This is a genomic window from Neobacillus sp. NRS-1170, from assembly GCF_050468025.1.
In genome coordinates this window covers 126,361-153,117 of the sequence record NZ_JBITPF010000011.1, presented here as the reverse complement: position 1 = coordinate 153,117, position 26,757 = coordinate 126,361, and the positions used below count along the sequence as shown (strand labels likewise).

Here is a 26,757-nt window from a genome sequence, read left to right as displayed (position 1 = left end):
AGAGGTAAATGTCTCATACAGCCACATCATCGTCAAAAAAAATAGTGGACTTAACATAATTCACAGGAGGATAAGACACATGATTGAAATCAAAGTACCAGAACTCGCGGAATCCATTTCGGAAGGAACGATTTCACAATGGCTTATTAATATTGGAGATAAAGTCGCCAAGGGTGATAGTATCGTAGAATTGGAAACTGACAAAGTTAATATCGAATTGAATGCGGAAGATTCAGGGGTTGTCACAAAGGTATTAAAAGAGCCTGGCGATACGGTAGAAGTAGGCGATGTTATTGCCATTATAGAAGAGAATGCAGCTGAAGGCTCTGCTCCGGCTTCATCGACTGCAGCTCCGGAAAAACCAGCACAAGAAATGATCAATCAACCAAGCAGCCAACCTGAGCAAGAACTTCCGAAAGCTGAACGTCCTATTGCGTCGCCGGCGGCAAGAAAAATGGCAAGAGAACTTGGAATCGATTTAAACCAAGTACGCAGCAGTGATCCACTTGGCAGAATTAGACCAGATGATGTGAAAGCACATACGCAAACACCTGCAAAACAGGAAGCACCAAAAGTGGAAAAAACTAGCCCAAAACCAGCCGTACAACAAATAGATGAAGAGTTTGATAAACCAGTAGAACGCGTTAGAATGTCTCGCCGACGTCAAACTATCGCAAAACGTTTGGTTGAAGTTCAACATACTGCAGCGATGTTAACCACATTTAACGAAGTTGACATGTCCGCTATTATGAATCTACGTAATCAGCGGAAAGATGCCTTTTTTAATAAGCATGGTGTACGTCTTGGCTTTATGTCGTTCTTTACAAAAGCGGTGGTCTCAGCCTTAAAGCAATTCCCGCTTTTAAATGCCGAAATTCACGGAGACGAATTAATTATCAAGAAGTTTTACGATATCGGTATTGCCGTGGCAGCGCCAGAGGGCTTGGTCGTTCCAATCGTACGCGATGCCAACAAGAAAAACTTTGCCGAAATTGAAGGGGAAATCAGTAATCTTGGTAAAAAAGCCCGTGATAACGCCCTTACATTAAATGATTTGCAAGGTGGTACATTTACGATTACTAACGGCGGAGTGTTTGGTTCTTTAATGTCAACACCGATATTGAATAGCCCGCAAGTAGGGATTCTCGGTATGCACAAGATTCAAACAAGGCCAGTAGCAATCGATGAAGTAAGAATGGAAAACCGCCCGATGATGTATATTGCTTTGTCTTATGATCATAGAATTGTTGACGGAAAAGAGGCAGTTAGCTTCCTGGCTGCAGTAAAAGAATTATTGGAAGACCCACACTCACTATTACTAGAGGGATAAAAGCATAAGGAAGGAGAAAGATTCATGATGCTTAAGAATGCCCTTGACTTAAGGAAAGACATACGCGAACATCGAAATGACTTGTATGTTTTGGCCAAAAGTAAAGGGTTGACTCATCCGGAAGTCATAAAAATCAGCCAACAAATAGATGATGAAATTTCCTTGTTACAAAAAATCATCCGGGATCTCAGCACTTTGAAGAAAGTTTAGCTGATTAGTGAAAAAAACTTAAACTGCACAGTGATTTTATCACTTGTGTAGTTTTTTTATTTTCTCCAGTGTTAATATAGTAGGATACGAGGAAGGAGTGGTTAAATGCCGATTATTCATGTTCAAATGATGGAAGGAAGACCAAAGGAAAAAGTAGCCGAATTAATCCGCAACGTTACGAACACTGTATCCGAAACATTAGATTCACCTAAGGAGAATATTAGAGTACTTGTCACAGAAATTCCTAAAACCCATTGGGGAAAAGCTGGGGAACCAGTTGAAAAATAAAAGACGAATTTAAGGGAAAAGAATTGTTGATTTTGATATCAATACCTTATCAAAAAGCTGTACTCAATGGAGAGGCAGCTTTTTTAGTTGATAACATTCCTAATTTAATTACTTCAAATTTTTAAGACAAGAAGAAATTTTGGATTTTAGTTGGATTATGTTAGATAAAAAGTGTTAAAATAACCAAATATGAGAATATGGTATTTATTATCGTCTGGAGGCAAATATGCTAACTTTTGAAGAAAAAATTGCAATTATAGAAGAATTTCCTGAACTTGAGAGAGTAAATGTTTCTCTTGGCAGGGTTAATTTCCAATTTAAAGAAAGTGTTTCCGATAAGAAAAATGTTGTTTATCACCTTCATCCAAATGGAAATGGCTTTGTTTATGCTGGCCAACTGTCGAATTATCAAACCAATGATAAAGGCATGGCTAATATCCGTGACTATTCTGAGAAGGAATTAAAACAAATCATTAAAGAAGCGATTATCAGCTTATCTGCAGTTGAAAGACCGGTGACAGAGACGGCAATTATTGGAGAAAATCTAGAAGAACGCTGGGTTAACGAAGAAAATGAAGTTCTTCTTTTAATAAATGAAGACGAAGCTTGGAATATTTATTTTGGACTTAACCTGGAAGAATCCTTCAGCACTTATGAGGAAGCTGAGATGTTTTTAGTTGAAGAAGGCTTTAAACGCAGTTAGGTTCTTAAACCTCTTTCCTAAAAATTAGGCAAAGGTTTTTAATCTGTAAGAAAATTTAAAATCCCCTGAAATTGTTAATTTTCATTTTAGAACAAAAGGCTTATTTTATGCTATATTGTAAGTAAGAAGATTTAATTTCAAGTGACAACGCTTAAGAGTTTGGGCCTGGCCTTGAATAAATTACTTTTAACTAAAATGACTCTACTTAATTTCAAGACGGGGTGACCTAATGAAGATAAATCAAAAAAAATATAATTTTTTTTCTCGGATTGGAAGGGCTTTTAAACTGAATTATGTGAAGCTTTTGCGGTCTTCAGGCGGGGCAAAAAAAGTATCGTTAGGTTTTGCGATTGGATTTGGTTTAGAAATGTTAGTGATTTCAACGGCATCGCTGATCTATATTTTTTTTATTCCAGTTGTTCGTTTAGCGAAAGGATCATTACCTGCATCAGTTATCGGAAATGTTATTGGCAAGCTTACTTTTTTACCCATTATTCTATTACCCTTTGCTAGAAAAATCGGGAAGTTAATCCTGCCAATGAAGGTAAGGGTTGGCCATCATACACCATTTTCCTTTCAAAGTTTAATGCATGGCGATTTCCGTTCATTATTAACGCTCCTACATGGAGGAGTTCATGTTTTAATCGGTATGACTTTTTTCGGGATTGTATTAGGAGTGGCCTCTTACTTTGTTGTCCATTACCTTTATGAAACGGAAAAAAACAGAAGATTAACCAAAAGACGTACGAAACATTCAATTCAAAAGAATGTACCCAATAAGAATTTCGTGTAATGCTTAATAGGATTGATGTAAAGGAGCAATGAAAAAATCATTGCTCCTTCTTTTTTTATCGTTAGTAATTTCGTTCGATGACAAAATGGGCCAAATCACCACGATAGATGGTTTTTGAAAATTCGATAATTGATCCATCATGAAGATAGGCAAAGGTATCGAGTACAAAGCACGGATCACCGATATTAATTTGAAGTTTTTCAGCTGCCTCCTGATCTGCGATAAACAACTCAAGACTTTCTATGGTCTTGTCGATTTTTAATCCAAATTGTGTTTCCAATTGGTTATATAATGATTTTTCGCACCCTTGTTTATTTAAAGCCGGCGTTTTATACCAAGGTAAATAAGCGGTTTCATACTGAATCGCTTCCTCATTTACATACCGGATTCTTTCAAGGACATTAACTGGTTCACCTTCAGGAATCTTTAATTGCTCACTTAGAAATTCGTCTGCAGGTATCACTTCTAATTGCAATACCTTGATTAATGGTTTTTTTCCCTGCATTGAAATTTGACTGGAAAAATGGTCAACCGTCGTGGTTAAAATTTGTTTTACTTTATTTGCGGATACAAATGTTCCGCTACCCCGTTTACGATAGACATAGCCTTCCACTGTCAATTGTTGTAAGGCAGTCCGAATGGTTGTCCTGCTTACTCCGTATTTTTCGCAAAACTCTGCCTCAGTTGGCAGCTGTGAGTTAGGTTTGTATTCTCCCTCGTTTATCAACTGGATAATTGCATCCTTTACCTTAAGGTGCAGCGCGCTACCGTCTTTCACATCTTCTATCATTTTGAACTTCCCCCTCAATATCTATAGATTATCAAAAAAATGGAAGGAAATGTACTACTTAAATACAAATTTTTAAAATTTGTTATTACAAATAATAAAAATAATAACAAATAATTAAAAATTGTATTGTAAATATTCTGAATTGTTATTACAATGAGCTTATAACATCGAAATAAATGCTATTTCCGTAATTGGTTTCATTTTTGCATTCTGGTAAAAGGAGGTTCTTATAAACTAAATTACTACAGTTTTCAATCTTCTATTATGATGTGTTTTATTACTTATTGGATGCTTTTGCAATCATTTAATTTATGTAATCGCTTTCTTAAAGGGGGATATGAATGAACATTTTATTATGCTGTTCAGCTGGTATGTCTACGAGTCTATTGGTTTCCAAAATGGAAGCTAGCGCAAAGTCCAAAGGAATTGAGTGTACCATTTGGGCCGTGGGATCTACTGAAATCAATGAACAAATCAAAAAGGCAGATGTATTGCTTCTTGGACCGCAAGTTCGCTATATGCTTTCTCAGCTAAAAAAGACAGGGGAAAAGCTGGGGATTCCTGTTGAATCGATTAACCCGATGCATTATGGTCTTTGCAATGGAGAGGAAGTTTTAAAGCAGGCCATTCAATTAATAAAAGGGGAGTAGATACGATGATGAATTTTATCGATAAATTTATTATGCCTTTTGCAAATAAACTGGGGAACAATCGGCACCTTCTAGCTATTCGCGATGCATTAGTCGGGATGATCGCCATTACCATGATCGGTTCCTTGGCGGTGCTCCTAAACAATCTAGGAAAAGTCCCAGGGATCGGCAAATATTATGAAAAACTAATGGTATCCCTTTTCGGGGAAACTTGGACAACATTAGGCGGGGATATATGGTGGGGAACCCTTGCTTTTATGACCATCTTTGCGGTTTTTGGAATTGCATATAAACTGGCAAGGTCTTATGGAGATGATGGTTTTGAAGCGATGCTTGTTGCTGGAGCAGCCTTCTTTGTTCTCATTCCTCAAGTAGCTAATGTATCGATTACGCCTGAGGGCGGTGAAGCTGTAACAGGCGGTGCCTGGGGGTTTATAGGCTGGAATTATTTCAATGCAACCGCGTTATTCACCGGTATTATTGTTTCGATTGCCGCTACTGAAATTTTTGTCCGTTTAGCTAAAGTAAAGTATTTGGTCATTAAATTGCCTGATGGCGTTCCTCCGGCGGTATCACGATCATTTGCTAAGCTCCTCCCTGGAATGGCAACGATTTTTATCATTGGATTGTTTGGTCTAGTTTTACGTAAATTTATTAGTGACGGTGTTTATTTAAACGACTGGATCAATAAAGTTCTTGTATCACCTCTCACAGGCGCGGTGGACTCCATGCTGTTTGCTATTTTAATCGTATTTTTGGTGCATGGCTTTTGGATTCTTGGTCTTCACGGACCAAACATCCTTGGGGGAATTACCACTCCTTTAATGACTAAGCTGGGGCAGGAAAATGTCAACATGTATGCGCAAGGGGTAGATGATTTAAGCAAATATCACGTCCTATCAGGCTCATTCTTAGATGCTTTTGTCTATTTAGGAGGTTCAGGCGCCACATTAGGCCTGCTTGTAGCCATGATAATTGCCGGACGGAAACGTAATAAGCAATTAATAGCCTTAGGTACTCCTCCGGGGATTTTCCAAATTAATGAACCCATTCTCTTCGGATTGCCGATTGTATTAAATCCCATCTGGTTTATTCCTTTCATCTTAGGACCAATTATTATGACCATTGTATCTTATTTATCTATCAGCTTAGGTTTGGTCCATCCCGTTGTGGCTGATATTCCTTGGGTAACACCAGCAATCGTAGGTGGCTTATTAGCAACCGGCGGGCATATTTCCGGCGCGGTTTTAGCTGCAGTAAATTTAGGCATTTCTATCGTTATTTATCTGCCTTTTGTTATTGCTCAAGGACGTATGGATGCAAGGAGAGAAAGGGTAGAAGAAGCATCTAAACCTAATAACACTTTAAATATCTAATCGAAGCAACCAGAGGTGAGGAAGAATGAAAAAAGGTTTAAAAATTGTAACGATAGGGGGAGGCTCCAGTTATACCCCTGAATTAATAGAAGGTTTTATTAAATATTATCCTGAACTTCCTGTAAGCGAACTATGGCTGGTTGATGTTGAGGAAGGGAAGGAAAAGCTTGAAATCGTCGGAAATCTAGCAAAAAGAATGGTCCAAAAAGCAGGAGTTCCGATTAAAATCAATATGACCTTAGATCGTAAAGAAGCATTAAAGTCTGCCGATTTCGTAACGACTCAATTTCGTGTAGGTTTACTGGATGCTCGTAAAAAAGATGAAAGTATTCCATTAAAGCATGGTGTACTTGGTCAGGAAACAAATGGGCCAGGAGGTTTATTTAAAGCCTTTAGGACCATACCTGTTATTCTTGATATTTGCCGGGATATAGAGGAGCTTTGTCCCAATGCCTGGCTTATCAATTTTACCAATCCGGCAGGTATGGTTACGGAGGCTGTGCTTCGTTACAGTAATATTCATAGAGTTGTAGGGCTGTGTAATGTACCTATCGGGATGGAAATGGGCGTTGCCAATCTATTAGGAGTGGACCATCACAGAGTCAGAATTGATTTTGCTGGATTAAATCACATGGTTTACGGATTAGATGTTTTTGTCGATGGTGTATCTGTTAAAGATCAGGTTTTTTCCCTCATTAATGACCCGAAGAACAGCATCACCATGCAAAACATCCATGCAATGGGATGGGAGCCTGAATTTCTGAAAGCTTTAGATGTTTTTCCGTGCCCGTATCATAACTACTATTATAAATCTGGAGAAATGTTAGAAAAAGAATTGAAAAACTATAAAGATGGCGGCACACGCGCAGAGGTTGTAAAAAAGCTGGAGGATGAACTGTTTGAGCTATATAAAGACCCTGATTTAGCCATTAAGCCTCCTCAATTAGAGAAAAGAGGCGGTGCTTACTATAGCGATGCTGCTGTTCGGCTGATTCACTCAATGTATACGGATAAACGGGACATACAGGCAGTTAACACGATTAATAGAGGTGCTATTTCAAGTCTGCCCTATGATTCAGCAGTTGAACTTAGCTGTATTATTACAAAGGATGGACCAAAACCTATTTCTGTTGGTGAATTACCAATACAAATACGCGGACTTGTCCAGCAAATAAAATCTTTTGAAAGGGTTGCGATTGAAGGTGCCATCAGTGGTGATTATGGAACGGCATTACTGGCCATGACCATTAACCCTCTTGTGCCAAGTGATAGTCTGGCAAAGGTTATCTTAAACGAGATGCTCGAAGCACACAAAGACTACCTCCCGCAATTTCAAAAGAGGAGAGAAATAGAATGGAAAATTTAGAGGCGGTCATCTTTCAAATCATTCTTCATGGCGGTAATGGTCGCAGCGCGGCGATGGAAGCCATACAAGCCGCAAAACAAGGAGAATTTGAACAGGCAGAAGGAAAATTAAAGGAAGCAGAAAATGCCTTAAATGAAGCGCATCATATTCAAACCTCACTCATACAGGGGGAAATTAGGGGAGAAAAAACGGAGATTTCTCTTTTGATGGTTCACGCTCAAGATCATTTAATGAATGCTATAACAGTGAAGGATTTAGCTGCAGAAATGGTTGAGCTATATCAGAAAATCAAATGATTCCTAGCCGTCAAGAGAAATCACCTAAAGGGTGAAATCAAAATGATTAATTTAATTGTTAACGCTGATGACTTTGGCTTTAGCCATGGAGTAAACCATGGAATAGTTGACAGCTTTTTGTATGGAATTGTAAATTCAACGACGATGATGATGAATATGGACGGTACAGAACATGCGATTCAATTGGCTAAAAATAATCCAGAATTGCACGTAGGAATTCATCTCACCCTTACATGCGGGAAACCCATCCTTGATAACGTACCATCTTTGGTAGATGAAGAGGGGTACTTTTATTCCTTGTCGGCATTTAATCCAACTGATATTTCATTAGAGGAAATAGAAAGAGAGTGGACTGCTCAGATTGACCGGTTTATCCGTTCAGGTCTAAAACCGACCCATCTTGATAGTCACCACCATGTTCATACCATGAAAGCATTGTATCCTGTGGTTAAAAACTTATCTCATAAATACAGGCTGCCGGTTCGGCCAAATGGATTCATTTCCATTCCCGATGTTGAATCCTTCACTGATGTTTCTTTGTCCGATTTCTATGGGGACGGGGTAAGAGCAGATTACTTTGACAGGTTAAATGATGGGATATATGATGGGTTAACAATTGAAGTTATGTGTCACCCAGCATACCTTGATCATCACTTATTAAATGGGTCTTCCTATACTCATAAAAGATTAACTGAACTAGAAATTCTGACTTCCGTTCAATTACCTAAAAACATAAACCTGCTGTCATTCGCTGAACATATTTAAGGAACCATTTCTCCTAATAAAATTAACCATTAAGGGTTGTTCGTCACCGAAATGCTGGTTAAAACATAAAATGGTTAACAGTAACGGAGCGTTTGGAATAGGAGGAAATTGAGTGCCGTCAGTAATCAATTTAGGAATGGTGAATGTTAATTCCCAGCAGCCTAGTGCGGCAATCTTTATCGGGGAATCTGTCGTGACAGGGATGGACGCCAACCGAAAATATAATTTAGGGATTGGGGGACTTTATGGTAACCTTAATGCTGTAACAGGGAATCTCGTTAATAATGCAGATAGTTTTGAAGTTGTGGATGGGGTTATTTTTGACCAAGACTTTAAACCAAGTATCGGTGGAAATGTATAGAGAAGATAAATCATTACAAAACAACAAACCCTTATTAATCATGGGTTTGTTGTTTGTTTTTTGGCCATTTTTTGCAATTTGTGTTCTTCTTTTAGTTGTTTTCTATTCGCCGCTTCCTGTTCATAATTTGTTAACGATGCACTCGTACGGGCAAGATTGTTTCGATCTCCATGGATGTTGCCTAGACCTTGGTTATGTTTTTTGTTGCTTTTAAAGTCTTCAATGAAATTGTTACCAATGCTAAAGCAAGATGCTCCTTCAATGCTTCCGATTTTTATTGTTCCAATATGAAAAGTTGGAGATAAAATAGGGGACGCCATTATTATTCATCCTCCATTTTTACTTTGGTTGTAACCCATTGATTTTCACTGATCCAATTTTCATCTCCTGAAATTACGCCCATTACTTCATTAGTGACCTCAGTGGTATGAAAATTTTTAAGCTTGTTTTTATTTCCGATAAAAACGCCAGCGGATTTTCCCAATTTCATGATGTCGATATTACCAAGAGTAAGATTAATCACGGTAGCCATCCCCTTGCCTCATTATATATTAGGGTATTCAATTAGTGGGCTAATGACACTATTCTGAGGAAAATCACCATCCCACTGCCGTAAACATAAAGTAATTTAATACAAATTTAAAATGTGGTGAGCCATTTATGTTAAAAACTTCACAATTCAATTTTATCGGGGGTATAAATGTCCAAACTATGCAAAGACAATCCGGCATTTTTATCGGGGAACATAACAATGCGATTGGCTGGAGCGCACATGGAAAAGATAATTATGTAATTGGTAATATTAGCGGGCAATCAAATTTTCTCTACCAAAATACTTCTTTATTACTGGACCCTGATTTTGTTGATACACCAATTGATGATCGGGATATAAATTTATCTTTTGACTTACCAGGGAAAGAAAATCAGGAGTCAAGTATCAATCTTGATAGCATTAATGTAAATACGCAAGTGGACAATAGCTCTGTTTTCGTAGGAAAAGGACATGTAACGGGGATGGATGCGAATCAAAAAGCGAATTATACGCAAGGAAGTTTATTTGGGAATAGCAATCAATTATTAAATAATTTTAATCTGAACTATGATCAGGATACAATTGATGCCCTCATTGATGATCAGGATATTAAAATTGCCAATATCGTTAAGGAATAATTTATAAATCGTTTCGGACTCGAAATCCTTTTGAGGTTTTAACCATTTTTTCTTGTTGAAAAGAAGAGTGGTCAGACTTTGCTTCTTTTTTGGCACTTTCTTTGTCAACCTTAAGAATAAGCGGTTCTATCAAGTCTTCGGTGCTGCTGATATTATTCCCGATGATTAATTTCCCACTCAACTCGTCAATTTCAATATTATCCAAGCGAAAAACAATATTCTCTAAGTAATCAATTTGTACATGATCAAAATGGAGATTTTTATCGCTGCTCTGCTTTTGACCTTGTTCTAGTAACTCAATAATCCTGTCCAGTTTCGTTTCAATTTGAGAGTTTATTTTACTTTCTTCCTGTTTTTTTCTAAAAGAAAAAAATTTAAACATAAACTCCCTCCTCGTTTGGACAATACTTATCTTATAAAGTTTATTTATCAGAGCGGCAGGTTATGAATTAAAAGGTGAAACAAAAAGCGCATTGTGATTATGTCACAATGCGTTTATTCAATATAATGGAATCCTTAAAGAAAATTATTTTTTTTGAAACAGTACGACAGAAGTAAACAATAGGATAATGGCTATTATCTTTTTTGTATCGATTGGAATTGTTTTCCCCCCGAAAAGTCCAAAATGATCGATTAAGGCTCCAATGATTAATTGCCCTGCTATTACAGCAACCATGGTAGGGGCTACTCCGATTTTTGGAACAACTATTACCATGATGCATACATATAATGCACCTAGAAACCCTCCAAACAGCTGCCATTTTGGTACAGAAAAAATAGCTCCTAGATTGCCTTTGCCAAAGAACAAGACAAGAAAGAATAGGGCGAGTGATCCTATTGAAAACGAGATAAATGCGCCTTCTAAGGCCCCTGTTTTTTTACCTAATCCTCCATTAATTTGAGCTTGAATTGCTATTGCAACACCACCGACAAATGAAATAAATGGAAAAATCCACTTCATTTTTCTCCCCCCGACACTAAATAAAGCGCTTTCAATTTTTAAGAAATAATCCCTTTTCGAAATAGTTCTCCGACAGCATGTGAACGATTTTGCGCTCCCAGCTTTTTGATGGCTGATTTTACATATTGTTTAACCGTCAATTCGCTTATATCCATAGAATCTGCCATTTCTTTTGTGCTTTCTCCCCATGCGATTCTTCTCATGACCTCTAATTCCCGTTTGCTTAATACTTGTGAATCCTCAGCAATCTCAGACTTTTCAAGGTATTTTCCGACTAATTTGCCATAATGGGTCAGTGTTGTCAGAGTTTTATCGTCAAAAACTGCTTCCCCTGAAACTTCATTTGAACAAATATATCCAATAACCACAGACCTGTAGCAAATAGGTACAACCACGATAGAATTCATGTTAGAGGTCGTTATGTACTTACTGCTAATTTGCTTCAACAGATCCAAACCAGTGCAATGCTTGGCTTTTTTCTCACGAATAGCGGAATAAATGATGGGCAATGAACGGATATCATCACGAATTTCGCCTATATGCACAATTCCATTTTGGGTCAATAAAATAATACCTTCTCCAAGGTAGCCTAATGGAGAAAATCTAAATAAGTAGGCATTCTTGACAGGAAAGAGCTCCATATATGATTCCAGGATTTTATATAACCTTTCCTCATGGCATGAAGCATTATCCAACTTATGGATATGTTGCTGTAAGGTATACTGAGAAGTCAAATTATCAACTCCTTTTAGGGGATATAGTACGTATAAAAATGGGAATATTCTAACTATATAAATAATTATATCCTATAGATAGGCATTATGAGAAATCGTATCTCTTAATGTATGATAAATATTCAAATAAGAAGGGAAGATGTGTTTTGGCCAATTTAGACCCACAAGCAAAAGTATACTTAGAAATGTTTAGCCAAATGCCCGCACTCCAATCCTTAGACGCACAGACAGTTAGAGAAATGTTTGCTCTAGCCCCGCCTGTTGAAGTGGAATTAGCTCCGCTTGCAAAGGTGGAGGATAGAATGATTCCTGTCGCAGATGATGCTGAAATTAAAGTTAGAATTTATACCCCTGAAGGCCAAGGACCATTTCCTCTCTTTGTTTATTACCATGGCGGAGGCTGGGTGATCGGGGATCTCGAAACCTCAGATGCCAGCTGCCGAATGATTGCTAATAGGACAGGAAGAGTTGTAGTTTCGGTGGATTATAGACTGGCTCCGGAATTTAAGTTCCCAGTGCCTGTTGAAGATAGCTATGCAGCTTTGAAGTGGGTAAGTGAAAATGCTGTGTCTTTAAATGGAAACGCTTCCAATCTTGTAGTGGGTGGCGATAGTGCTGGTGGAAACCTTTCTGCTGTCGTTTCATTGCTTGCAAAGGAACAAAATGGACCAAAGATAGCGGCACAAGTATTGATTTATCCAGTAACAGCCCTTGGTTACGACACGAAATCCTATCAAGAATTCGAAAACGGATTTGGTTTGGATCGGGATTTGATGATTTGGTTTGGGAATTACTATATTAATAGTGAAGAGGAAACAAAAAATAAATATGTGGCGCCATTATTGGCTGAGGATTTAACCGATTTACCTCCTGCATACGTCCTAACAGCAGAAAATGACGTTCTAAGAGATGAAGGATTGGCCTATGCGGAACGCCTTAAGCAGGCTGGAGTAAGAGTTGAAACGACAATTGAAGCAGGTTTAGTCCACGGATATTTTACTAATATGGCTGTTTTCCCTGAGAGAATTAAAGAATCTATTTCTAAATTCGCCAAATTTTTAAGTGAAATTGACCAAAAGGTTAGTAGAGTTTGATCAAAAATACTTTGTGTGGGGGGTAGGGATAAATGGCCAATAAGCTTAACAATTTCGACGCGGTTGTCGTTGGGGCAGGCTTTTCGGGTTTATATATGCTGTATCGCTTACGCGAGGCAGGTTTTTCCACTCGGGTTTTTGAGGCAGGAGAAGGGGTTGGAGGCACTTGGTATTGGAATCGCTACCCTGGAGCGCGCTGTGACTCGGAAAGCATCTACTATAACTACACTTTTTCGGAAGAACTTTATAAAGAATGGACCTGGTCATCACGATATCCTGAACAGCCGGAAATACTGAAGTACCTTAACTTCGTTGCGGACAAATTCAAATTGCGTCCCGATATCCAGTTTAAAACCCGCATCACGGGGGCTCAATACGATGAGGATCAAAATAACTGGCAGATCCAGTTAGATGATGGGACGACTGTGACGGCTAAGTATTTTATCACCGGCGTGGGTTGTCTTTCTGCTGCCAATCTGCCTAATTTTAAGGGCTTAGAAAATTTTAAAGGTGAGCGGTACCATACAGGGCACTGGCCGCATGAGAAAGTTGATTTCACGGGTAAACGGGTTGGAATCATCGGAACTGGCTCAAGTGGAGTCCAGGCAATCCCAGTAATTGCTGAGGAGGCGGGTCATCTTACAGTCTTCCAACGGACTCCACAGTACAGTGCACCGGCGAGGAACCATCCCTATGCCCCAGAATACATCCGGCAATCAAAAGAAAACTTTAATGAAATCAAGAAGCAAATGCGGGAGTCCCAAGGAGGCCAGCCTGTACCTATTCCAACCAAGTCGGCACTTGAAGTTTCCAAAGAAGAACGTGAGCGGGTATACAACGACGCCTGGGAGAATGGCGGTTTAGGCATTTTTAGCTCCTATTATGACATCACCATAAATGAAGCAGCTAACGAAACGGCAGCTGAATTCATCCGGTCTAAAATTTGCGAAATTGTTAAAAAACCAGAAATGGCCCAAAAGCTGCTTCCCTCTTATTATTACGGAACTAAAAGGCCAATCATTGATACCAATTATTATGAAACATTTAACCGTGACAATGTTTCATTAGTTGATGTGAAAAGTTCGCCTATTGTGGAAATTACACAGAAGGGGATCAAAACCACTGAAGCAGAGTATGAGCTTGACGCGATTGTACTTGCAACCGGTTTCGATGGTATGACAGGACCATTGTTAAAAATGGATATCAGGGGTAAAGATGGTGTGTCCCTTAAGGAAAAATGGATGGGAGGAGCCCAGACAAGAACCTACCTTGGAGTAGCCAAAGCTGGTTTTCCTAATTTCTTTATGATTACTGGTCCAGAAAGTCCTTCCGTCCTAAGCAACATGCCTGTGTCAATTGAACAACACGTCGAATGGATAGGAGATTGCATTGAGTATCTTCGAGAAAATGGTATGGAAACAATTGAGGCTAATGTTGATGCTGAAGAAGCATGGAGTCAACATTGCAGAGAGGTTGCAGAGGCAACACTATTTACAAAGACTGACTCTTGGTATACGGGGGCGAATATTCCTGGAAAACCGCGCAGATTTTTGATTTATCTTGGCGGTGTTGGAGCTTACCGCCAAAAGTGCGACGAAATTGCGGAAAAAGGTTATGAAGGGTTTACTATGAAGCCTTCAAAAAAGCCTGTACCTTAATAGTGAGATAACTAAAAAAAACCCAAATGATTGCCACTGAAATAAAAAAGTGTCTAATATTTGGGTTTTTTTATTTTTTGGGAAAATGTAATAATTTTAATATTATTGTAATTTTAACAAGCCTCTCCAACATATGATACACGGATTGGTCATTTAAACATCGTATTGGAGGGGTAGCAGTGCCAAGAAGATGGGGTATACTGTTTGTTGTGGTTTTGTTGATGTTGGCAAGTTTCACTTTTGGGATTCCCTCGGCGTATGCGGCTTCTGTGGGCAAGCTTATTATCATTAATAAGGCAAATAACCGTCTTGCGTACTATGACAATGGTCGATTTATCCGCGAGTTTAAAGTTGGGACGGGAAGAAGCCAATCATTAACGCCGGAAGGGAAATTTAAAATTGTCAATAAGATTGTGAACAGGCCATACTATACAGGCCATATATCTGGAGGAGACCCGCGTAATCCCCTTGGTAACCGCTGGCTCGGACTAAATGCACGAGGGACATGGGGAACAACGTATGCCATTCATGGAAATAATAATCCAAGCTCCATCGGCGGTTATGTGAGCAGCGGCTGTATTCGGATGTATGATAATGAGGTAGAGTGGCTATTCAGTCAAGTGCCAATCAATACTCCAGTTGTAATCACCTCATCGGGAAAATCCTTTAATTCAATCGCTGCAGCCAATGGATATAAGGTTTCAGGAGGGTCTAGTACACCGGCAGTACCAGTAAGTACAAATGGAGGTATCCTTAAGAGAGGCAGCCAGGGTCCAGCCGTAATGGATCTTCAACAAAAGCTGACTTCCCTAGGATATAATACGAAAGGGACAGATGGAATTTTTGGAGTAAATACCGAAAATGCTCTGCGACAATTTCAAAAAGCCCGAAAGCTGACAGTCGATGGTATTGCTGGACCAGTAACGAAAAAAGCACTAGGCATTCAATAAAATATCGAACATCAACGCACTATGGATTCTTCTTTAGTGCGTTTTTTTATTGGTTCTGTTAAAGGGCATTGTTGATTTTTAACATTGTTGATTGAAGCGAACCGACTGGAGCGCAAATCAACAACAAAGTTTAAAAGAGCCTTTTTTATTAAAAATTCTCCTTATTTCATAATTTGTTCATAAATAGGACATATTTAGTAGTTATGATAAATGATAGTTGGATTGGATTGAATATGATATAGAACTGTATTTTAAAAGTATGTAATATGTACTATAAGGTAGGTGTTAATAAATGAATACTTTGTTTCAAAAAGGTCAAGGTATTTTTAATAAATATGTTGGCTTTTTCTTTTTGGCTGTATTTTTCCTTTGGATAAAAACATATATAGTCCAACTAACACAGTTTGACTTAGGCATAGAAAATTATTTACAAAAGTTTTTATTATTTATTAATCCATTGGGATCATCTCTTTTGTTTTTAGGATTGGCATTCTTTTTTAAGGGCCGTAAAAAATATATTTGGTTAATTATTATAGACTTTTTCTTGTCGTTTCTTTTATATGCCAATGTTGTTTATTATCGTTTCTTTAATGATTTTATTACACTCCCGACATTAACTCAGACCCAAAATTTTGGTGACGTAAGCAGCAGTGTTACTTCCTTATTAAGGCCTTATGATTATTTGTTTTTTGTGGATATCGTTGTTTTGATTGCTTTAATGGCCTTTCGTTTTGTAAAACTTGAGGTCAAAGATATGGGCCGCCATAAATTAGCTGCCTTATTTTCCATTACATTGTTCATTTCATGTTTCAATCTTGCATTAGCTGAAGTTGATCGTCCGCAATTATTGACAAGAGGATTTGACCGTAACTATATTGTGAAGTATTTAGGGATGTATAATTATACGATTTACGATGCAGTTAATAGTACAAAAGCATCTGCTCAAAGAGTTATGGCAAACAGTGATGACGTTACAGAAGTCCTCAATTATACGCAATCAAATTATGCTAGTCCGAATCCGAAATACTTTGGTGCCGGTAAAGGCATGAATGTGATTTATTTACATCTTGAATCCATGCAAAACTTCCTGATTAATTACAAGTTAAATGGAGAAGAAGTGACTCCATTTTTAAATTCATTAACGAAAGATAAGAATACTCTATATTTCGATAACTTTTTCCATCAGACCGCCCAAGGTAAAACGTCTGATGCAGAATTTATGCTGGAAAACTCGTTATTCGGGTTACCACAAGGCTCGGCTTTTACTACTAAAGGTTTAAATACGTACCAGGCAGCTCCAGCTATCTTAGGACAGAATGGATATACTTCTGCCGTTTTCCATGGGAATTCTGGAAGCTTCTGGAACAGAAATGAAATTTATAAATCGTTTGGTTATGACAAATTCTTTGATTCACAATACTATAAGATGGACACTGGTAACTTAGCGGAATATGGACTGATGGACAAGCCTTTCTTTAATCAATCCATTCCATTATTAGAAACATTGCCGAAGCCATTCTATACAAAATTTATCACCGTATCGAATCACTATCCTTACCCTCTTGACGAAAAAGAGGCGACGATAGCACCGGCTACTACAGGAGATAAATCAGTTGATACGTATTTCCAGACTGCCCGTTATGCAGACGAAGCATTAAAGCAATTCTTTGATTACTTGAAGAAATCAGGACTATATGATCATTCCATTATTATTATGTACGGTGACCACTACGGTATTTCAGAAAACCATAATAAAGCTATGGAAAAAGTGCTAGGAAAAGAAATTACTCCTTTTGAAAGCTCTGGATTACAACGTGTACCTTTCTTCATTCGTGTACCCGGTATGGAAGGCGGAGTAAGCCACGAATATGGCGGACAAGTTGATATTCTTCCTACACTGCTGCATTTGTTAGGTATTGATACAAAAAATTATATTCAATTTGGTACTGATTTGTTGTCAGAACAGCACGATGATTTGATTCCATTCCGCAATGGAGATTTTGTTAGTCCAACGATTACCTCTGTTGGTGGTAAATTCTATAATTCCAATAGCGGGATGAAATTAGATGATGATCAGGTAGAAGAGGCTAAGAAAGACCAGAAAATCGTAGAAGAAAAATTATTACTTTCGGATAAGGTTGTGAATGGGGATTTATTACGTTTCTACACCCCTCAAAACTTTACTCCAGTTGATCGTTCAAAATACGATTATAATAAAAAAGATAAAACGGATTCCAATAAATAAGCCAGCTGCCCGAGCTTAACTTGGGCAGTTTTTTGTATATTTCCCTTACAGGGATTGACTAAGTAAAATATTTATGATATTTAAAATAATGGTTAGCACTCAAAGAGATGGAGTGCTAACGAGTATATTAAGGAATTGATTTTTCAAATTTGAAAGGGGATATCTTAAATGATGGAAACAAAACAGTTTCAAGCTGAATCCAAACGACTATTAGACATGATGATTAACTCCATTTATACTCATCGTGAGATTTTTCTAAGAGAGTTAATCTCCAATGCAAGCGATGCCATTGACAAACTCTATTATAAAGCGTTAACAGATGATTCTTTAACCTTTGATAAAGATAGCTACTACATAAAGGTAAATGCTGATAATGCAGTCAGGACCCTGACAATCACCGATACTGGAATTGGGATGACAAAGGAAGAGCTTGAAAATAATCTTGGAACCATTGCCAAGAGCGGCTCATTAGCCTTTAAAAGCGAAAATGAAGTGAAAGATGGCCATGAAATCATTGGTCAATTTGGTGTCGGGTTTTATTCTGCCTTTATGGTGGCTGACGTTGTTACCGTTACTAGCAAAGCGTTAGGCAGCGATACGGCCTACAAATGGGAATCCAGAGGAGCGGAAGGATATACGATTGTTCCATGTGAGAAAGATTCCGTAGGTACGGAAATAATTTTGAAAATTAAAGAGAATACCGAAGACGAGAATTACGATGAGTATTTAGAGGAATATCGTTTAAAATCGATCATTAAAAAATACTCAGACTTTATTCGCTACCCAATTAAAATGGAGGTTTCTTCAAAAAGACTTAAAGAAGGCAGCGAAAATGAATACGAAGATTATCAAGAAGAACAAACCATCAATAGTATGGTTCCAATTTGGCGCAAGAACAAAAAGGACCTGACTGATGAAGATTATGCTAATTTCTATGCAGAAAAGCATTATGGTTTTGATAAGCCATTAAAGCATATCCATATCAGTGTTGATGGGGCAGTAAGATATAATGCCATCCTTTATATCCCGGAAAACATTCCGTTCGACTACTATTCACCTGAATTTGAAAAGGGCTTAGAGCTTTATTCCAGTGGAGTATTAATTATGAACAAATGCTCTGATTTACTTCCGGACTACTTTAGCTTTGTCAAAGGTATGGTCGACTCAGAGGATTTATCACTGAATATTTCACGTGAAATGCTGCAGCATGACCGCCAGTTAAAGCTGATCGCGAAAAATATCAGCAAGAAAATCAAAAGCGAATTGCAAGCTTTATTGAAAAATGAACGCGAAAAATATGATGAGTTTTACAAGTCATTTGGGCGACAGTTAAAATACGGTGTTTACAGTGATTTCGGAACACATAAAGAAGAACTGCAGGATCTATTGATGTTCTATTCTTCTAAGGAAAAGAAAATGGTAACCTTAGATGAATATGTTTCAAGAATGCCGGAGGATCAGAAATATATTTATTATGCTACCGGTGATTCCATTGAAAGAATTGAAAAATTGCCGCAGACTGAGCTAGTGGCAGACAAAGGTTATGAGATTATATATTTCACCGATGATATTGACGAGTTTGCGATCAAAATGCTTATGAACTACAAGGAAAAAGAATTCAAATCTGTCTCTAGCGGTGATCTCGGAATTGAGGCAGATGAAAAGCAAAATGATTCAGGAGAAGAGACGGAAAACAAGGACCTGTTTGAATATATGAAAAACATCTTATCCGGCAAAGTAACGGATGTTAGAGTTTCAAAAAGATTAAAGACCCATCCGGTATGTTTAACCACTGATGGTGAAGTCACGATTGAGATGGAGAAAATTTTGAAAGCCATGCCTGGCAACCAAAATATTAAAGCTGATAAGGTATTAGAGATTAATACAAATCACGAAGTATTCAAGTCGTTAAAAGATTCATTTGCGAACGATAAAGAAAAATTGTCTTTATACACGAGCCTGTTGTATAATCAGGCCCTGTTAATTGAAGGTCTTCCAATCAATGACCCAGTTGAGTTTACAAACGATATTTGCAAAATCATGATATAAATAAAAAGGATTGCAAGCGAGGCTTGCAATCCTTTTTATTTGAAGAGCGTTTTATTGCCCGAAAATCAAAAAAAAAGGTATCTGCGGTAAATGAAAGTGCGTTTCATTGCCTGAAAATCAAAAAAACAAGCTTCAACGGTAAATGAAAACACCGAACTTATTATAACTTTGTTTTTAATGCAAATTACCATCCACATATTTACCATAATCCGGAATTGCGATTCGATCAAACTCGCATACAAGTCTTTTCAATCCATCCTCTAACACGTCTCCAGTCACTGGGAATCCATGGCCTGTTACAGCAACAGAGGGCTTCAATGCTTCCAATTTTTTAACTGATTCCCAGGCTGCCTGCCAATCGGTTGTAAAGTATCTCGGGGGCCCATTTATACCTTGTTCCTGAGTAATGACCTTATACAACGAATCCTGTTTTACATTAATAAAAGCATCACCGGCAATTAAAGCGCGGTCTTCCTCTCTGAAAAAGGAAACATGACCAGGAGTATGTCCTGGTGTATGGATCCAGCGGAATCCAGGCAAATGTGGGACGCTTCCATCAGAAGGGAGTTTTTCAACTCTCGTTCCAAGATTGATTGGCTCATTTGGAAATATAGGAGACATCTTCGCCACCATTCCGCCTTCTACAGTCGGATCTGGTTCTGGATAGCTTTCTTTACCTGTTAAATAAGGTAATTCCATTTCATGTGCATAAACTGGGACTCTCCAATGATTGACTAACTCAATAATCGCACCCACATGGTCAAAATGTCCGTGTGTTAAAATAATCGCTTGCGGCCTGCAGCCAGTACCAAAACGCTCCTCCGTTGCCGAGATAATTTCATCGGCAGATCCAGGCATACCTGCATCAACCAATAAAAATGCCCCTGAATCAGGGTTACCAACTATGCAAATATTGACAATCTGAATGGTGTGACAATACAAATCTGGTAATACATTAATCCCAACACCGCTGCTTATAGAAGTGGCGGGAATAAATTTATAATCATCTCCATACGATAGTTCTTTATCCATTGGGAATCTCCTTATCATTAAATGGTTTGAAAGTAGTTTTTTCCCAGCATACTTCATTTATTCTAATCACAGTTATTTAAACAAAATAAATTGTTAAAATATTTTAATCATTTATATTGACGAATCCCTATTGGTATAGTAGGATTAATGACATCAACTAAATATCGCTTATCTAGAGCGGCTGAGGGACTGGCCCGTTGAAGCCCGGCAACCTACGAAGAAAGGTGCCAATTCCAGCAAAATGTGCTCATTTTGGGAGATAAGGTGTTTTACATAATTGAAGACGCCTTTCCTTAATGGGAGAGGCGTTTTTGTGAAAAGGGGGGCGAATTATCTGAAACCATCAGAATGGCAAGAAATTGCTTCACACCTTGAGCAAATGCTTGGCACATTAAAATTCGGATCCATCACCCTAGTGGTTCAAGATGGCAAGGTAATACAAATTGAGAAAAATGAAAAGGTTCGTATTCAATCGAATAAAACACGCTGACTAGAAAAACTAGAGGCGGTCTTCACCAAAATTCTGATGGAAGACTGCTTTTTTTATAGACTGAGAGGAGGCTAATAAGAAATGACGAGTTCAGTAACTTATGAAAATTGGAATCAAATTTCAGATTCGTTTTCTATAGAAGATGAAACCAAGGGTGCTCTTGGCGTTCTAAAGTGGGCCTATAACAATTATCAAGAAGAGAAAATTGTTTATGCATCCAGTTTTGGTGCGGAAGCAATTGTATTAATTGATTTGATTCACCAGGTGAAACCAGATGCCCATATTGTTTTTTTAGACACAGGGCTGCATTTTTTGGAAACCTATGATGTCATTGATAAAATCCAAGCCCGTTTCCCTACATTGAAAATTGAAAAGAAACAGCCGGCACTTACATTGGATGAACAATCTGCCCAATATGGATCAGCTTTATGGAAACGGGATCCAAACCAATGCTGTCAAATTCGAAAAGTAATTCCGTTAAGGGAAACGCTGACCCAGAAGGAAGCTTGGATCTCGGGGCTTCGCCGCGAGCAGTCACCAACAAGGCAGAATACTCAATTTCTTAACAAGGATGACAAATTTGAAAATATTAAAATTTGTCCATTGATTCACTGGACATGGGATGAAGTCTGGTCCTATATCCGCGAGAAAGACCTTCCTTATAACGAATTGCACGATCGAAATTATCCAAGTATTGGATGTTTTCCTTGTACTCAGCCTGTAAGCTCTAATGGTGATTCTCGTGAAGGACGCTGGACCGGAAGCAGCAAGACTGAGTGCGGTTTGCACTCATCGTAAGGAGGGGGTTCTAACGCTTACAATCATTGCTGTTACCATCGGATTATTCTTTGCCGTAAATATTGGAGCCAGCGGGGCAGCCGCCTCAATGGGAATTTCCTATGGTGCCGGAGTAATCAAAAAACAAGTGGCCTTGTTCCTTTGTGGAATAGTAGTCTTTCTAGGTGCCTGGCTTGGTGGTGGAGAGGTTGTCAAAACAATTGGCAGCGGTATTGTTCCAAGCAGTACTTTTACAAATGCGATAGCCTTAATTGTGCTAGCCGCAGCAGCATTATCCTTATTTTTAGCAAATGTTTTTGGAATTCCGCTATCCACCAGCGAAGTTACGGTAGGTTCTGTGGTTGGCGCAGGTATTGTCTATCAATCGGTATACCTAGGGAAGCTTTTATGGATTGCCCTGTTTTGGCTGTTCACACCCTTTGCAGCCTTTGTGATTGCAATCCTTGCTGCCAGCTTTTTAAAAATAAAACCAATAAAGTCCTTTGTTGAAAAGTCAAAAGCTGGTCCCATTTTGGTAGTAATGGTTATCATCATGGGATTGTTCGAAGCCTTTTCAGCAGGAATGAACAATGTGGCAAATGCTGTTGGACCATTAGTGGCTGCGGGTTTAATGTCTAAAGGAAGTGGAGTTCTTTGGGGCGGTCTGGCGGTTGCCTTAGGTGCTTTCCTTCTTGGTCACAAAGTGATTGAAACAAATGGCAAAAAAATTACCACTCTTAAGTTAGAAGAAGGCTGTGTCATTTCAGGTACTGGAGCAAGCATTGTCACTGCTGCTTCCATATTCGGAATACCGGTGCCATTAACGCAAATCACTACGTCTTCGATTATAGGAATTGGTTTTGCCAAGCATGGGAAATCTGTTTTGAAAAAGGACATCGTTGTACAGTTGTTGAAAGTTTGGATTGTTTCACCCGTTTTATCAATGGTGCTTTCCTATACGATCATTCAATTAGTAATTGTCCAAAATTTTTACCCAATCATAGTTATGATTGGTGCTCTCATCTCCGTCTTCGGAGTTCTGTCCTTAATGAGAAAGTCTTCACCATCTGGTGCGGCTTCCAATACAACAATCACAAATGAATTTAAACTAGTAAAGAAAGGTTGATCATTATGTCATTTTTACCAAAACCTCATGGAGGAAAGCTTGTAGAAGCCTTCGATCCTTACTATGATTTTTCAAATGTTGAAAAAGTACTTAATATTGATACGATTGCATTAAGTGACCTTGAATTGATTGGTATTGGGCTTTTTAGTCCATTAAAAGGATTCCTTGGGAAAGAAGATTATGAGTCTGTTGTAAGCAATATGCGTTTGGCGGATAATACGATTTGGTCGATTCCTGTTACCCTGCCTGTATCCTATGAATTTGCAGGTACGCTAGTTGCGGGTGAGGAAATTAAGTTAAAATATAATGATGAAGTTTATGGAGTTATTAAGGTATCTGAATGGTATGAGCCAGACTTAGAGAAAGAAGCTCTTGAAGTATATAAGACAAATGAACTTGCTCATCCTGGTGTGAAACGTCTATTTGAAAGAGGCCCTGTTTATGTTGCCGGAGATGTAGTCCTAGTTAAAAAACCGGAAAAAGGCGTTTTCGGAGATGTTTGGTTCGAGCCAAAGGAAACCCGTGCGTTATTTGAAGAAAAAGGCTGGAAGACTGTAGTTGGTTTCCAAACTCGTAATCCTATTCACCGCGCCCATGAGTATATTCAAAAAGCTGCTCTTGAGACGGTTGATGGACTGTTTGTTAATCCGCTTGTTGGTGAAACAAAGTCTGACGATGTCCCAGCAGATGTCCGCCTTAAAAGCTATCGTGTATTACTAGAAAACTACTATCCTAAAGAACGTGTTCAGCTCGGAGTTTACCCAGCTGCAATGCGATATGCTGGTCCTAGGGAAGCAGTTTTTCATGCGATTGCCCGGAAGAATTTTGGCTGCACCCACTTTATTGTAGGCCGTGACCATGCTGGAGTAGGCAACTATTATGGAACCTACGATGCACAGCACATTTTTAGTAATTTTACAGAAGAAGAGCTTGGAATTAAACCTTTATTCTTTGAGCATAGCTTCTACTGCACAAAATGCGATGGTATGGCATCGGATAAAACTTGCCCGCATGGTAAGGAAGATCGTGTGATTCTTTCTGGTACAAAGGTTAGAGAATTACTACGTGCCGGTCAGCTTCCACCGTCAACCTTCAGCAGAAAAGAAGTGGTCGAAGTTTTAATTGAAGGCATGAGAGAAAAAACAACTGTTTAAGGGTGAACTAAGATGAGTAAATCAACGAATATCACATGGCACGATACAACCATCTCGAAAGCTGATCGTAATGCACAAAATGGACATGGAAGCTGTACACTTTGGTTTACTGGTCTTTCTGGTTCTGGCAAATCGACAATCGCTAATGCAGTCTCCAATGAATTGTTCCGCCAAGGAATTAATGAGTATGTTCTCGATGGTGACAATATTCGCCACGGTTTAAACAAAGACCTTGGATTTTCAGACCATGACCGAACAGAAAACATTCGTCGTATTGGGGAAGTGGCGAAGCTTTTCGTGGATAGCGGAAAAATCGTCACAACCGCCTTTATTTCCCCTTTCCGCTCCGATCGGGAACAGGTAAGGGATTTATTTAATGAGGGAGAATTCATTGAAGTTTTTGTTAGCTGTCCAATCGAAGAATGTGAAAAACGTGATCCAAAGCAACTTTATGCAAAAGCGCGCCGCGGAGAGATAAAGGATTTTACAGGGATTGATTCTCCTTATGAAGCCCCTGAGAAACCGGAAATCACTATTCATTCTCATCAAGTTTCAGTTGGAGAAGCGGTAGAACAGGTATTAAATTATCTGCGAGAGAAGAACATAATTTAGAAGGTTTCGAGTGAAGGGAGCAATCACCGTGAAGGCAATTCTATACATTGGCCATGGAACTCGTTCGAAAAAAGGGGCGAAGGAAGCCATCTCCTTTATCCAAAGGGTAATGGATAGGATTAATGTCCCGATTCAGGAAGTCAGTTTCCTAGAGCTGACTCACCCATTTATTGAAGAGGGCTTTCGGCGATGTGTAGAAAGGGGAGCAACGGAAGTGACTGTTGTTCCGCTGTTCCTTTTAGCTGCCGGTCATATAAAGGAAGATATCCCTTATGCTCTTTCTGCTTTGCGTGAGAATTATCCTCACATTCCTATAAAGGTAAAGGATCCTTTCGGAGTTCAGGGGATCCTCCTTGATGGTGTAGCTGAACTTGTTAGAGATACTGCATCAGATTTAACTTCAAACGATTCTCTTCTGATTGTCGGGAGAGGCAGCAGTGATCCCAGTATTCACGATGCCTTTACAGAAATTTCTTTTGGTATTCGTCAGCGTCTTGGTGTGGAGCGGGTTTCAGTTTGTTTTTTGGCAGCGGCTGAACCAAGACTCGATGAAGGTTTGGAGAATATTAGCAATGGTGCGGCCGGACGAGTTATTGTTGTCCCATATTTATTATTTTCCGGTCTTCTATTAAATGAAATAAATCAAAAGGTACACAAAAGGCAAAATCGTGGTCAGCAGATAGTACATACTGGGCAATTAAGTAAGCATCGTGTAATTGAGGATATTGTTATTCAACGAGCAACAGAATAAAGAATTGGACAAGCACTCTCTTGGGTGCTTTATTTTTTGAGCATAGTTCTTGGATAAATTTCACAACTTATTATAGTATTTTAGGTAGGAGAAATTTTTACTAAAGAAAGGAGAATATCAATGCCAACAAGTTTAAAGGATACAACAACCCTACATAATGGTGTTGAAATGCCATGGTTTGGGCTCGGTGTTTTTAAAGTAAAGGAAGGTTCCGAAGTTATTGAATCTGTTAAGTCGGCAATTAAAAATGGTTATATAAGCATTGATACAGCTGCCATTTATCAAAATGAAGAGGGCGTAGGTCAGGGGATTAAAGAGGCAGGTGTACCAAGAGAAGAACTGTTTATTACTTCAAAAGTGTGGAATTCTGACCAAGGGTATGATTCAACGCTTGAGGCTTACGAAACAAGCTTAAAGAAACTTGGGCTGGACTATTTGGACCTCTACCTAATTCACTGGCCTGGAAAAACCAAGTATAAAGAAACATGGAAAGCACTTGAAAAGTTATACAAGGACGGACGTGTCCGGGCAATTGGTGTAAGTAATTTTAAGATTCATCATTTAGAGGACTTGCTACAGGATGCCGAAATTAAACCAATGGTCAACCAGGTCGAATATCATCCACATCTAACACAGAAAGAGTTACTAGCTTTTTGTCAAAAGGAAGGTATTCAGCTTGAAGCGTGGTCACCGCTTAAACAAGGGCAGTTATTAAATAATCCAGTGATTACGGAAGTTGCTGCAAAGCATGGAAAATCCGCAGCTCAAGTGATTTTACGCTGGGATCTGCAAAATAAAGTGGTTACCATTCCAAAATCAATCAAAGAGCAGCGAATCATTGAAAATGCCGATATTTTTGATTTTGAATTATCTTTAGAGGATATGGAAAAAATTGATGGGCTCAACAAAGATGAACGAGTAGGCTCCGATCCGGATGATATGTCGTATGGGTTTAGTGAGTGAAATAAATAGAAAATAAAAGTGAGTAAGAAAAAAAGGATCTGCTTTTTTATGGCAGATCCTTTC

General features: G+C 38.6%; 31 protein-coding genes and 1 riboswitch. Of the genes, 24 read left to right on the top strand and 7 right to left on the bottom strand.

Going from position 1 to position 26,757, the window contains the following annotated elements; all coding sequences use genetic code 11:
- The first annotated feature begins 79 nt into the window (after positions 1–79).
- The 5 genes from odhB to ACIFOT_RS04355 all read left to right on the top strand — a co-directional run bounded on the left by odhB (position 80) and on the right by ACIFOT_RS04355 (position 3,324).
- Positions 80–1,330 carry a 2-oxoglutarate dehydrogenase complex dihydrolipoyllysine-residue succinyltransferase gene (gene odhB / locus ACIFOT_RS04375; protein ID WP_430062090.1) on the top strand — a complete coding sequence of 417 codons (1,251 nt, stop codon included), beginning with the start codon at positions 80–82 and terminating at the stop codon, positions 1,328–1,330.
- Positions 1,331–1,354: 24 nt separating this feature from the next.
- Positions 1,355–1,540 (top strand): Spo0E family sporulation regulatory protein-aspartic acid phosphatase, encoded by a 186-nt coding sequence (locus ACIFOT_RS04370; RefSeq protein WP_430062087.1) that lies wholly within the window; start codon positions 1,355–1,357, stop codon positions 1,538–1,540.
- Between the two features lie 105 nt (positions 1,541–1,645).
- On the top strand, positions 1,646–1,828 hold the full coding sequence (locus ACIFOT_RS04365; protein WP_166258818.1) for a 4-oxalocrotonate tautomerase: 183 nt from the start codon (positions 1,646–1,648) through the stop codon (positions 1,826–1,828).
- Positions 1,829–2,054: 226 nt separating this feature from the next.
- Positions 2,055–2,531, top strand: coding sequence for a hypothetical protein (locus ACIFOT_RS04360; RefSeq protein WP_430062083.1), 477 nt, complete (start codon positions 2,055–2,057; stop codon positions 2,529–2,531).
- Positions 2,532–2,760: 229 nt separating this feature from the next.
- Positions 2,761–3,324, top strand: a complete 564-nt coding sequence (locus ACIFOT_RS04355; RefSeq protein ID WP_430062080.1) for a DUF2062 domain-containing protein — start codon at positions 2,761–2,763, stop codon at positions 3,322–3,324.
- A gap of 61 nt (positions 3,325–3,385) precedes the next feature.
- Here ACIFOT_RS04355 and ACIFOT_RS04350 read toward each other — a convergent pair whose 3' ends face one another.
- Positions 3,386–4,114, bottom strand: coding sequence for a GntR family transcriptional regulator (locus ACIFOT_RS04350; protein WP_430062078.1), 729 nt, complete (start codon positions 4,112–4,114; stop codon positions 3,386–3,388).
- Positions 4,115–4,455: 341 nt separating this feature from the next.
- On the opposite strand from ACIFOT_RS04350, the gene ACIFOT_RS04345 reads away from it, so the two are divergent.
- From ACIFOT_RS04345 to ACIFOT_RS04320, 6 genes are all read left to right on the top strand, one after another.
- Positions 4,456–4,764 carry a PTS sugar transporter subunit IIB gene (locus ACIFOT_RS04345; protein ID WP_430062075.1) on the top strand — a complete coding sequence of 103 codons (309 nt, stop codon included), beginning with the start codon at positions 4,456–4,458 and terminating at the stop codon, positions 4,762–4,764.
- A gap of 5 nt (positions 4,765–4,769) precedes the next feature.
- A complete protein-coding gene (locus tag ACIFOT_RS04340; RefSeq protein ID WP_430062072.1) occupies positions 4,770–6,140 on the top strand; it encodes a PTS sugar transporter subunit IIC in 1,371 nt (456 codons plus the stop codon).
- 25 nt (positions 6,141–6,165) lie between these two features.
- Positions 6,166–7,506, top strand: a complete 1,341-nt coding sequence (locus tag ACIFOT_RS04335; protein WP_430062069.1) for a 6-phospho-beta-glucosidase — start codon at positions 6,166–6,168, stop codon at positions 7,504–7,506.
- On the top strand, positions 7,494–7,802 hold the full coding sequence (locus tag ACIFOT_RS04330; RefSeq protein ID WP_430062066.1) for a PTS lactose/cellobiose transporter subunit IIA: 309 nt from the start codon (positions 7,494–7,496) through the stop codon (positions 7,800–7,802). Before ACIFOT_RS04335 ends, ACIFOT_RS04330 begins: the two co-directional genes overlap by 13 nt.
- 42 nt (positions 7,803–7,844) lie before the next feature.
- Complete coding sequence (gene chbG, locus ACIFOT_RS04325; protein WP_430062064.1) at positions 7,845–8,567, top strand: chitin disaccharide deacetylase; 723 nt, start codon at positions 7,845–7,847, stop codon at positions 8,565–8,567.
- Positions 8,568–8,679: 112 nt separating this feature from the next.
- Positions 8,680–8,928, top strand: a complete 249-nt coding sequence (locus ACIFOT_RS04320) for a hypothetical protein (RefSeq protein WP_430062061.1) — start codon at positions 8,680–8,682, stop codon at positions 8,926–8,928.
- Positions 8,929–8,966: 38 nt separating this feature from the next.
- Here the strand turns inward: ACIFOT_RS04320 and ACIFOT_RS04315 are convergent, their stop codons facing one another.
- Positions 8,967–9,248: a hypothetical protein gene (locus tag ACIFOT_RS04315; RefSeq protein WP_430062058.1), complete on the bottom strand. Its 282-nt coding sequence runs from the start codon at positions 9,246–9,248 to the stop codon at positions 8,967–8,969.
- A gap of 2 nt (positions 9,249–9,250) precedes the next feature.
- Complete coding sequence (locus ACIFOT_RS04310) at positions 9,251–9,460, bottom strand: hypothetical protein (protein ID WP_430062054.1); 210 nt, start codon at positions 9,458–9,460, stop codon at positions 9,251–9,253.
- Between the two features lie 128 nt (positions 9,461–9,588).
- Between ACIFOT_RS04310 and ACIFOT_RS04305 the strand changes: the two genes are divergently transcribed.
- A complete protein-coding gene (locus ACIFOT_RS04305) occupies positions 9,589–10,098 on the top strand; it encodes a hypothetical protein (protein ID WP_430062050.1) in 510 nt (169 codons plus the stop codon).
- 1 nt (position 10,099) lies between these two features.
- On the opposite strand, the gene ACIFOT_RS04300 is transcribed toward ACIFOT_RS04305, so the two are convergent.
- The 3 genes from ACIFOT_RS04300 to ACIFOT_RS04290 all read right to left on the bottom strand — a co-directional run bounded on the left by ACIFOT_RS04300 (position 10,100) and on the right by ACIFOT_RS04290 (position 11,793).
- Positions 10,100–10,480, bottom strand: a complete 381-nt coding sequence (locus ACIFOT_RS04300) for a hypothetical protein (RefSeq protein ID WP_430062047.1) — start codon at positions 10,478–10,480, stop codon at positions 10,100–10,102.
- A gap of 144 nt (positions 10,481–10,624) precedes the next feature.
- Positions 10,625–11,059: a DMT family transporter gene (locus ACIFOT_RS04295; protein ID WP_430062044.1), complete on the bottom strand. Its 435-nt coding sequence runs from the start codon at positions 11,057–11,059 to the stop codon at positions 10,625–10,627.
- A gap of 38 nt (positions 11,060–11,097) precedes the next feature.
- Positions 11,098–11,793, bottom strand: coding sequence for a LuxR C-terminal-related transcriptional regulator (locus tag ACIFOT_RS04290; RefSeq protein ID WP_430062041.1), 696 nt, complete (start codon positions 11,791–11,793; stop codon positions 11,098–11,100).
- Between the two features lie 146 nt (positions 11,794–11,939).
- Here ACIFOT_RS04290 and ACIFOT_RS04285 point away from each other — a divergent pair, with 146 nt between their 5' ends.
- The 5 genes from ACIFOT_RS04285 (at position 11,940) to htpG (ending at position 19,789) form a co-directional block, all read left to right on the top strand.
- On the top strand, positions 11,940–12,887 hold the full coding sequence (locus ACIFOT_RS04285) for an alpha/beta hydrolase (RefSeq protein WP_430062038.1): 948 nt from the start codon (positions 11,940–11,942) through the stop codon (positions 12,885–12,887).
- A 32-nt stretch (positions 12,888–12,919) separates the two neighbouring features.
- Entirely contained in the window at positions 12,920–14,545 is a 1,626-nt protein-coding gene (locus tag ACIFOT_RS04280; RefSeq protein WP_430062036.1) for a flavin-containing monooxygenase, read from the top strand.
- 179 nt (positions 14,546–14,724) lie between these two features.
- A complete protein-coding gene (locus ACIFOT_RS04275; RefSeq protein ID WP_430062033.1) occupies positions 14,725–15,495 on the top strand; it encodes a L,D-transpeptidase family protein in 771 nt (256 codons plus the stop codon).
- A 292-nt stretch (positions 15,496–15,787) separates the two neighbouring features.
- Positions 15,788–17,740, top strand: a complete 1,953-nt coding sequence (locus ACIFOT_RS04270; RefSeq protein WP_430062030.1) for an LTA synthase family protein — start codon at positions 15,788–15,790, stop codon at positions 17,738–17,740.
- A gap of 171 nt (positions 17,741–17,911) precedes the next feature.
- Positions 17,912–19,789, top strand: a complete 1,878-nt coding sequence (gene htpG, locus ACIFOT_RS04265; RefSeq protein WP_430062291.1) for a molecular chaperone HtpG — start codon at positions 17,912–17,914, stop codon at positions 19,787–19,789.
- A 174-nt stretch (positions 19,790–19,963) separates the two neighbouring features.
- Here htpG and ACIFOT_RS04260 read toward each other — a convergent pair whose 3' ends face one another.
- A complete protein-coding gene (locus ACIFOT_RS04260) occupies positions 19,964–20,821 on the bottom strand; it encodes an MBL fold metallo-hydrolase (protein WP_430062027.1) in 858 nt (285 codons plus the stop codon).
- Positions 20,822–20,986: 165 nt separating this feature from the next.
- Positions 20,987–21,087: riboswitch (SAM riboswitch) on the top strand.
- A gap of 113 nt (positions 21,088–21,200) precedes the next feature.
- Between ACIFOT_RS04260 and ACIFOT_RS04255 the strand changes: the two genes are divergently transcribed.
- The 7 genes from ACIFOT_RS04255 to ACIFOT_RS04225 all read left to right on the top strand — a co-directional run bounded on the left by ACIFOT_RS04255 (position 21,201) and on the right by ACIFOT_RS04225 (position 26,694).
- Complete coding sequence (locus ACIFOT_RS04255; protein ID WP_430062288.1) at positions 21,201–21,311, top strand: YezD family protein; 111 nt, start codon at positions 21,201–21,203, stop codon at positions 21,309–21,311.
- Positions 21,312–21,392: 81 nt separating this feature from the next.
- Positions 21,393–22,109 carry a phosphoadenylyl-sulfate reductase gene (locus ACIFOT_RS04250; RefSeq protein ID WP_430062024.1) on the top strand — a complete coding sequence of 239 codons (717 nt, stop codon included), beginning with the start codon at positions 21,393–21,395 and terminating at the stop codon, positions 22,107–22,109.
- Positions 22,084–23,214 carry an inorganic phosphate transporter gene (locus ACIFOT_RS04245; RefSeq protein WP_430062286.1) on the top strand — a complete coding sequence of 377 codons (1,131 nt, stop codon included), beginning with the start codon at positions 22,084–22,086 and terminating at the stop codon, positions 23,212–23,214. Before ACIFOT_RS04250 ends, ACIFOT_RS04245 begins: the two co-directional genes overlap by 26 nt.
- A gap of 5 nt (positions 23,215–23,219) precedes the next feature.
- Positions 23,220–24,368, top strand: coding sequence for a sulfate adenylyltransferase (gene sat, locus ACIFOT_RS04240; protein WP_430062021.1), 1,149 nt, complete (start codon positions 23,220–23,222; stop codon positions 24,366–24,368).
- Positions 24,369–24,380: 12 nt separating this feature from the next.
- Positions 24,381–24,980, top strand: coding sequence for an adenylyl-sulfate kinase (cysC, locus tag ACIFOT_RS04235; protein ID WP_430062018.1), 600 nt, complete (start codon positions 24,381–24,383; stop codon positions 24,978–24,980).
- 28 nt (positions 24,981–25,008) lie between these two features.
- Entirely contained in the window at positions 25,009–25,731 is a 723-nt protein-coding gene (locus ACIFOT_RS04230) for a sirohydrochlorin chelatase (RefSeq protein ID WP_430062015.1), read from the top strand.
- Between the two features lie 120 nt (positions 25,732–25,851).
- The gene (locus ACIFOT_RS04225) at positions 25,852–26,694 is read left to right on the top strand and encodes an aldo/keto reductase (RefSeq protein WP_430062011.1); all 843 of its coding nucleotides are present in this window, start codon (positions 25,852–25,854) and stop codon (positions 26,692–26,694) included.
- Positions 26,695–26,757: the final 63 nt, after the last annotated feature.

What these genes read in the sequence shown, in the direction of transcription:
- ACIFOT_RS04255 (WP_430062288.1), top strand. Translation starts at nt 21,201, where the DNA reads ATGCTTGGCACATTAAAATTCGGATCCATCACCCTAGTGGTTCAAGAT.
- sat (WP_430062021.1), top strand. Translation starts at nt 23,220, where the DNA reads ATGTCATTTTTACCAAAACCTCATGGAGGAAAGCTTGTAGAAGCCTTC.
- ACIFOT_RS04310 (WP_430062054.1), bottom strand. Translation starts at nt 9,460, where the DNA reads ATGGCTACCGTGATTAATCTTACTCTTGGTAATATCGACATCATGAAA.
- ACIFOT_RS04295 (WP_430062044.1), bottom strand. Translation starts at nt 11,059, where the DNA reads ATGAAGTGGATTTTTCCATTTATTTCATTTGTCGGTGGTGTTGCAATA.
- ACIFOT_RS04365 (WP_166258818.1), top strand. Translation starts at nt 1,646, where the DNA reads ATGCCGATTATTCATGTTCAAATGATGGAAGGAAGACCAAAGGAAAAA.
- ACIFOT_RS04355 (WP_430062080.1), top strand. Translation starts at nt 2,761, where the DNA reads ATGAAGATAAATCAAAAAAAATATAATTTTTTTTCTCGGATTGGAAGG.
- ACIFOT_RS04350 (WP_430062078.1), bottom strand. Translation starts at nt 4,114, where the DNA reads ATGATAGAAGATGTGAAAGACGGTAGCGCGCTGCACCTTAAGGTAAAG.
- ACIFOT_RS04260 (WP_430062027.1), bottom strand. Translation starts at nt 20,821, where the DNA reads ATGGATAAAGAACTATCGTATGGAGATGATTATAAATTTATTCCCGCC.
- ACIFOT_RS04315 (WP_430062058.1), bottom strand. Translation starts at nt 9,248, where the DNA reads ATGGCGTCCCCTATTTTATCTCCAACTTTTCATATTGGAACAATAAAA.
- ACIFOT_RS04360 (WP_430062083.1), top strand. Translation starts at nt 2,055, where the DNA reads ATGCTAACTTTTGAAGAAAAAATTGCAATTATAGAAGAATTTCCTGAA.
- ACIFOT_RS04370 (WP_430062087.1), top strand. Translation starts at nt 1,355, where the DNA reads ATGATGCTTAAGAATGCCCTTGACTTAAGGAAAGACATACGCGAACAT.
- cysC (WP_430062018.1), top strand. Translation starts at nt 24,381, where the DNA reads ATGAGTAAATCAACGAATATCACATGGCACGATACAACCATCTCGAAA.
- ACIFOT_RS04335 (WP_430062069.1), top strand. Translation starts at nt 6,166, where the DNA reads ATGAAAAAAGGTTTAAAAATTGTAACGATAGGGGGAGGCTCCAGTTAT.
- chbG (WP_430062064.1), top strand. Translation starts at nt 7,845, where the DNA reads ATGATTAATTTAATTGTTAACGCTGATGACTTTGGCTTTAGCCATGGA.
- ACIFOT_RS04225 (WP_430062011.1), top strand. Translation starts at nt 25,852, where the DNA reads ATGCCAACAAGTTTAAAGGATACAACAACCCTACATAATGGTGTTGAA.
- ACIFOT_RS04280 (WP_430062036.1), top strand. Translation starts at nt 12,920, where the DNA reads ATGGCCAATAAGCTTAACAATTTCGACGCGGTTGTCGTTGGGGCAGGC.
- ACIFOT_RS04305 (WP_430062050.1), top strand. Translation starts at nt 9,589, where the DNA reads ATGTTAAAAACTTCACAATTCAATTTTATCGGGGGTATAAATGTCCAA.
- ACIFOT_RS04300 (WP_430062047.1), bottom strand. Translation starts at nt 10,480, where the DNA reads ATGTTTAAATTTTTTTCTTTTAGAAAAAAACAGGAAGAAAGTAAAATA.
- ACIFOT_RS04270 (WP_430062030.1), top strand. Translation starts at nt 15,788, where the DNA reads ATGAATACTTTGTTTCAAAAAGGTCAAGGTATTTTTAATAAATATGTT.
- ACIFOT_RS04250 (WP_430062024.1), top strand. Translation starts at nt 21,393, where the DNA reads ATGACGAGTTCAGTAACTTATGAAAATTGGAATCAAATTTCAGATTCG.
- ACIFOT_RS04330 (WP_430062066.1), top strand. Translation starts at nt 7,494, where the DNA reads ATGGAAAATTTAGAGGCGGTCATCTTTCAAATCATTCTTCATGGCGGT.
- odhB (WP_430062090.1), top strand. Translation starts at nt 80, where the DNA reads ATGATTGAAATCAAAGTACCAGAACTCGCGGAATCCATTTCGGAAGGA.
- htpG (WP_430062291.1), top strand. Translation starts at nt 17,912, where the DNA reads ATGGAAACAAAACAGTTTCAAGCTGAATCCAAACGACTATTAGACATG.
- ACIFOT_RS04340 (WP_430062072.1), top strand. Translation starts at nt 4,770, where the DNA reads ATGATGAATTTTATCGATAAATTTATTATGCCTTTTGCAAATAAACTG.
- ACIFOT_RS04345 (WP_430062075.1), top strand. Translation starts at nt 4,456, where the DNA reads ATGAACATTTTATTATGCTGTTCAGCTGGTATGTCTACGAGTCTATTG.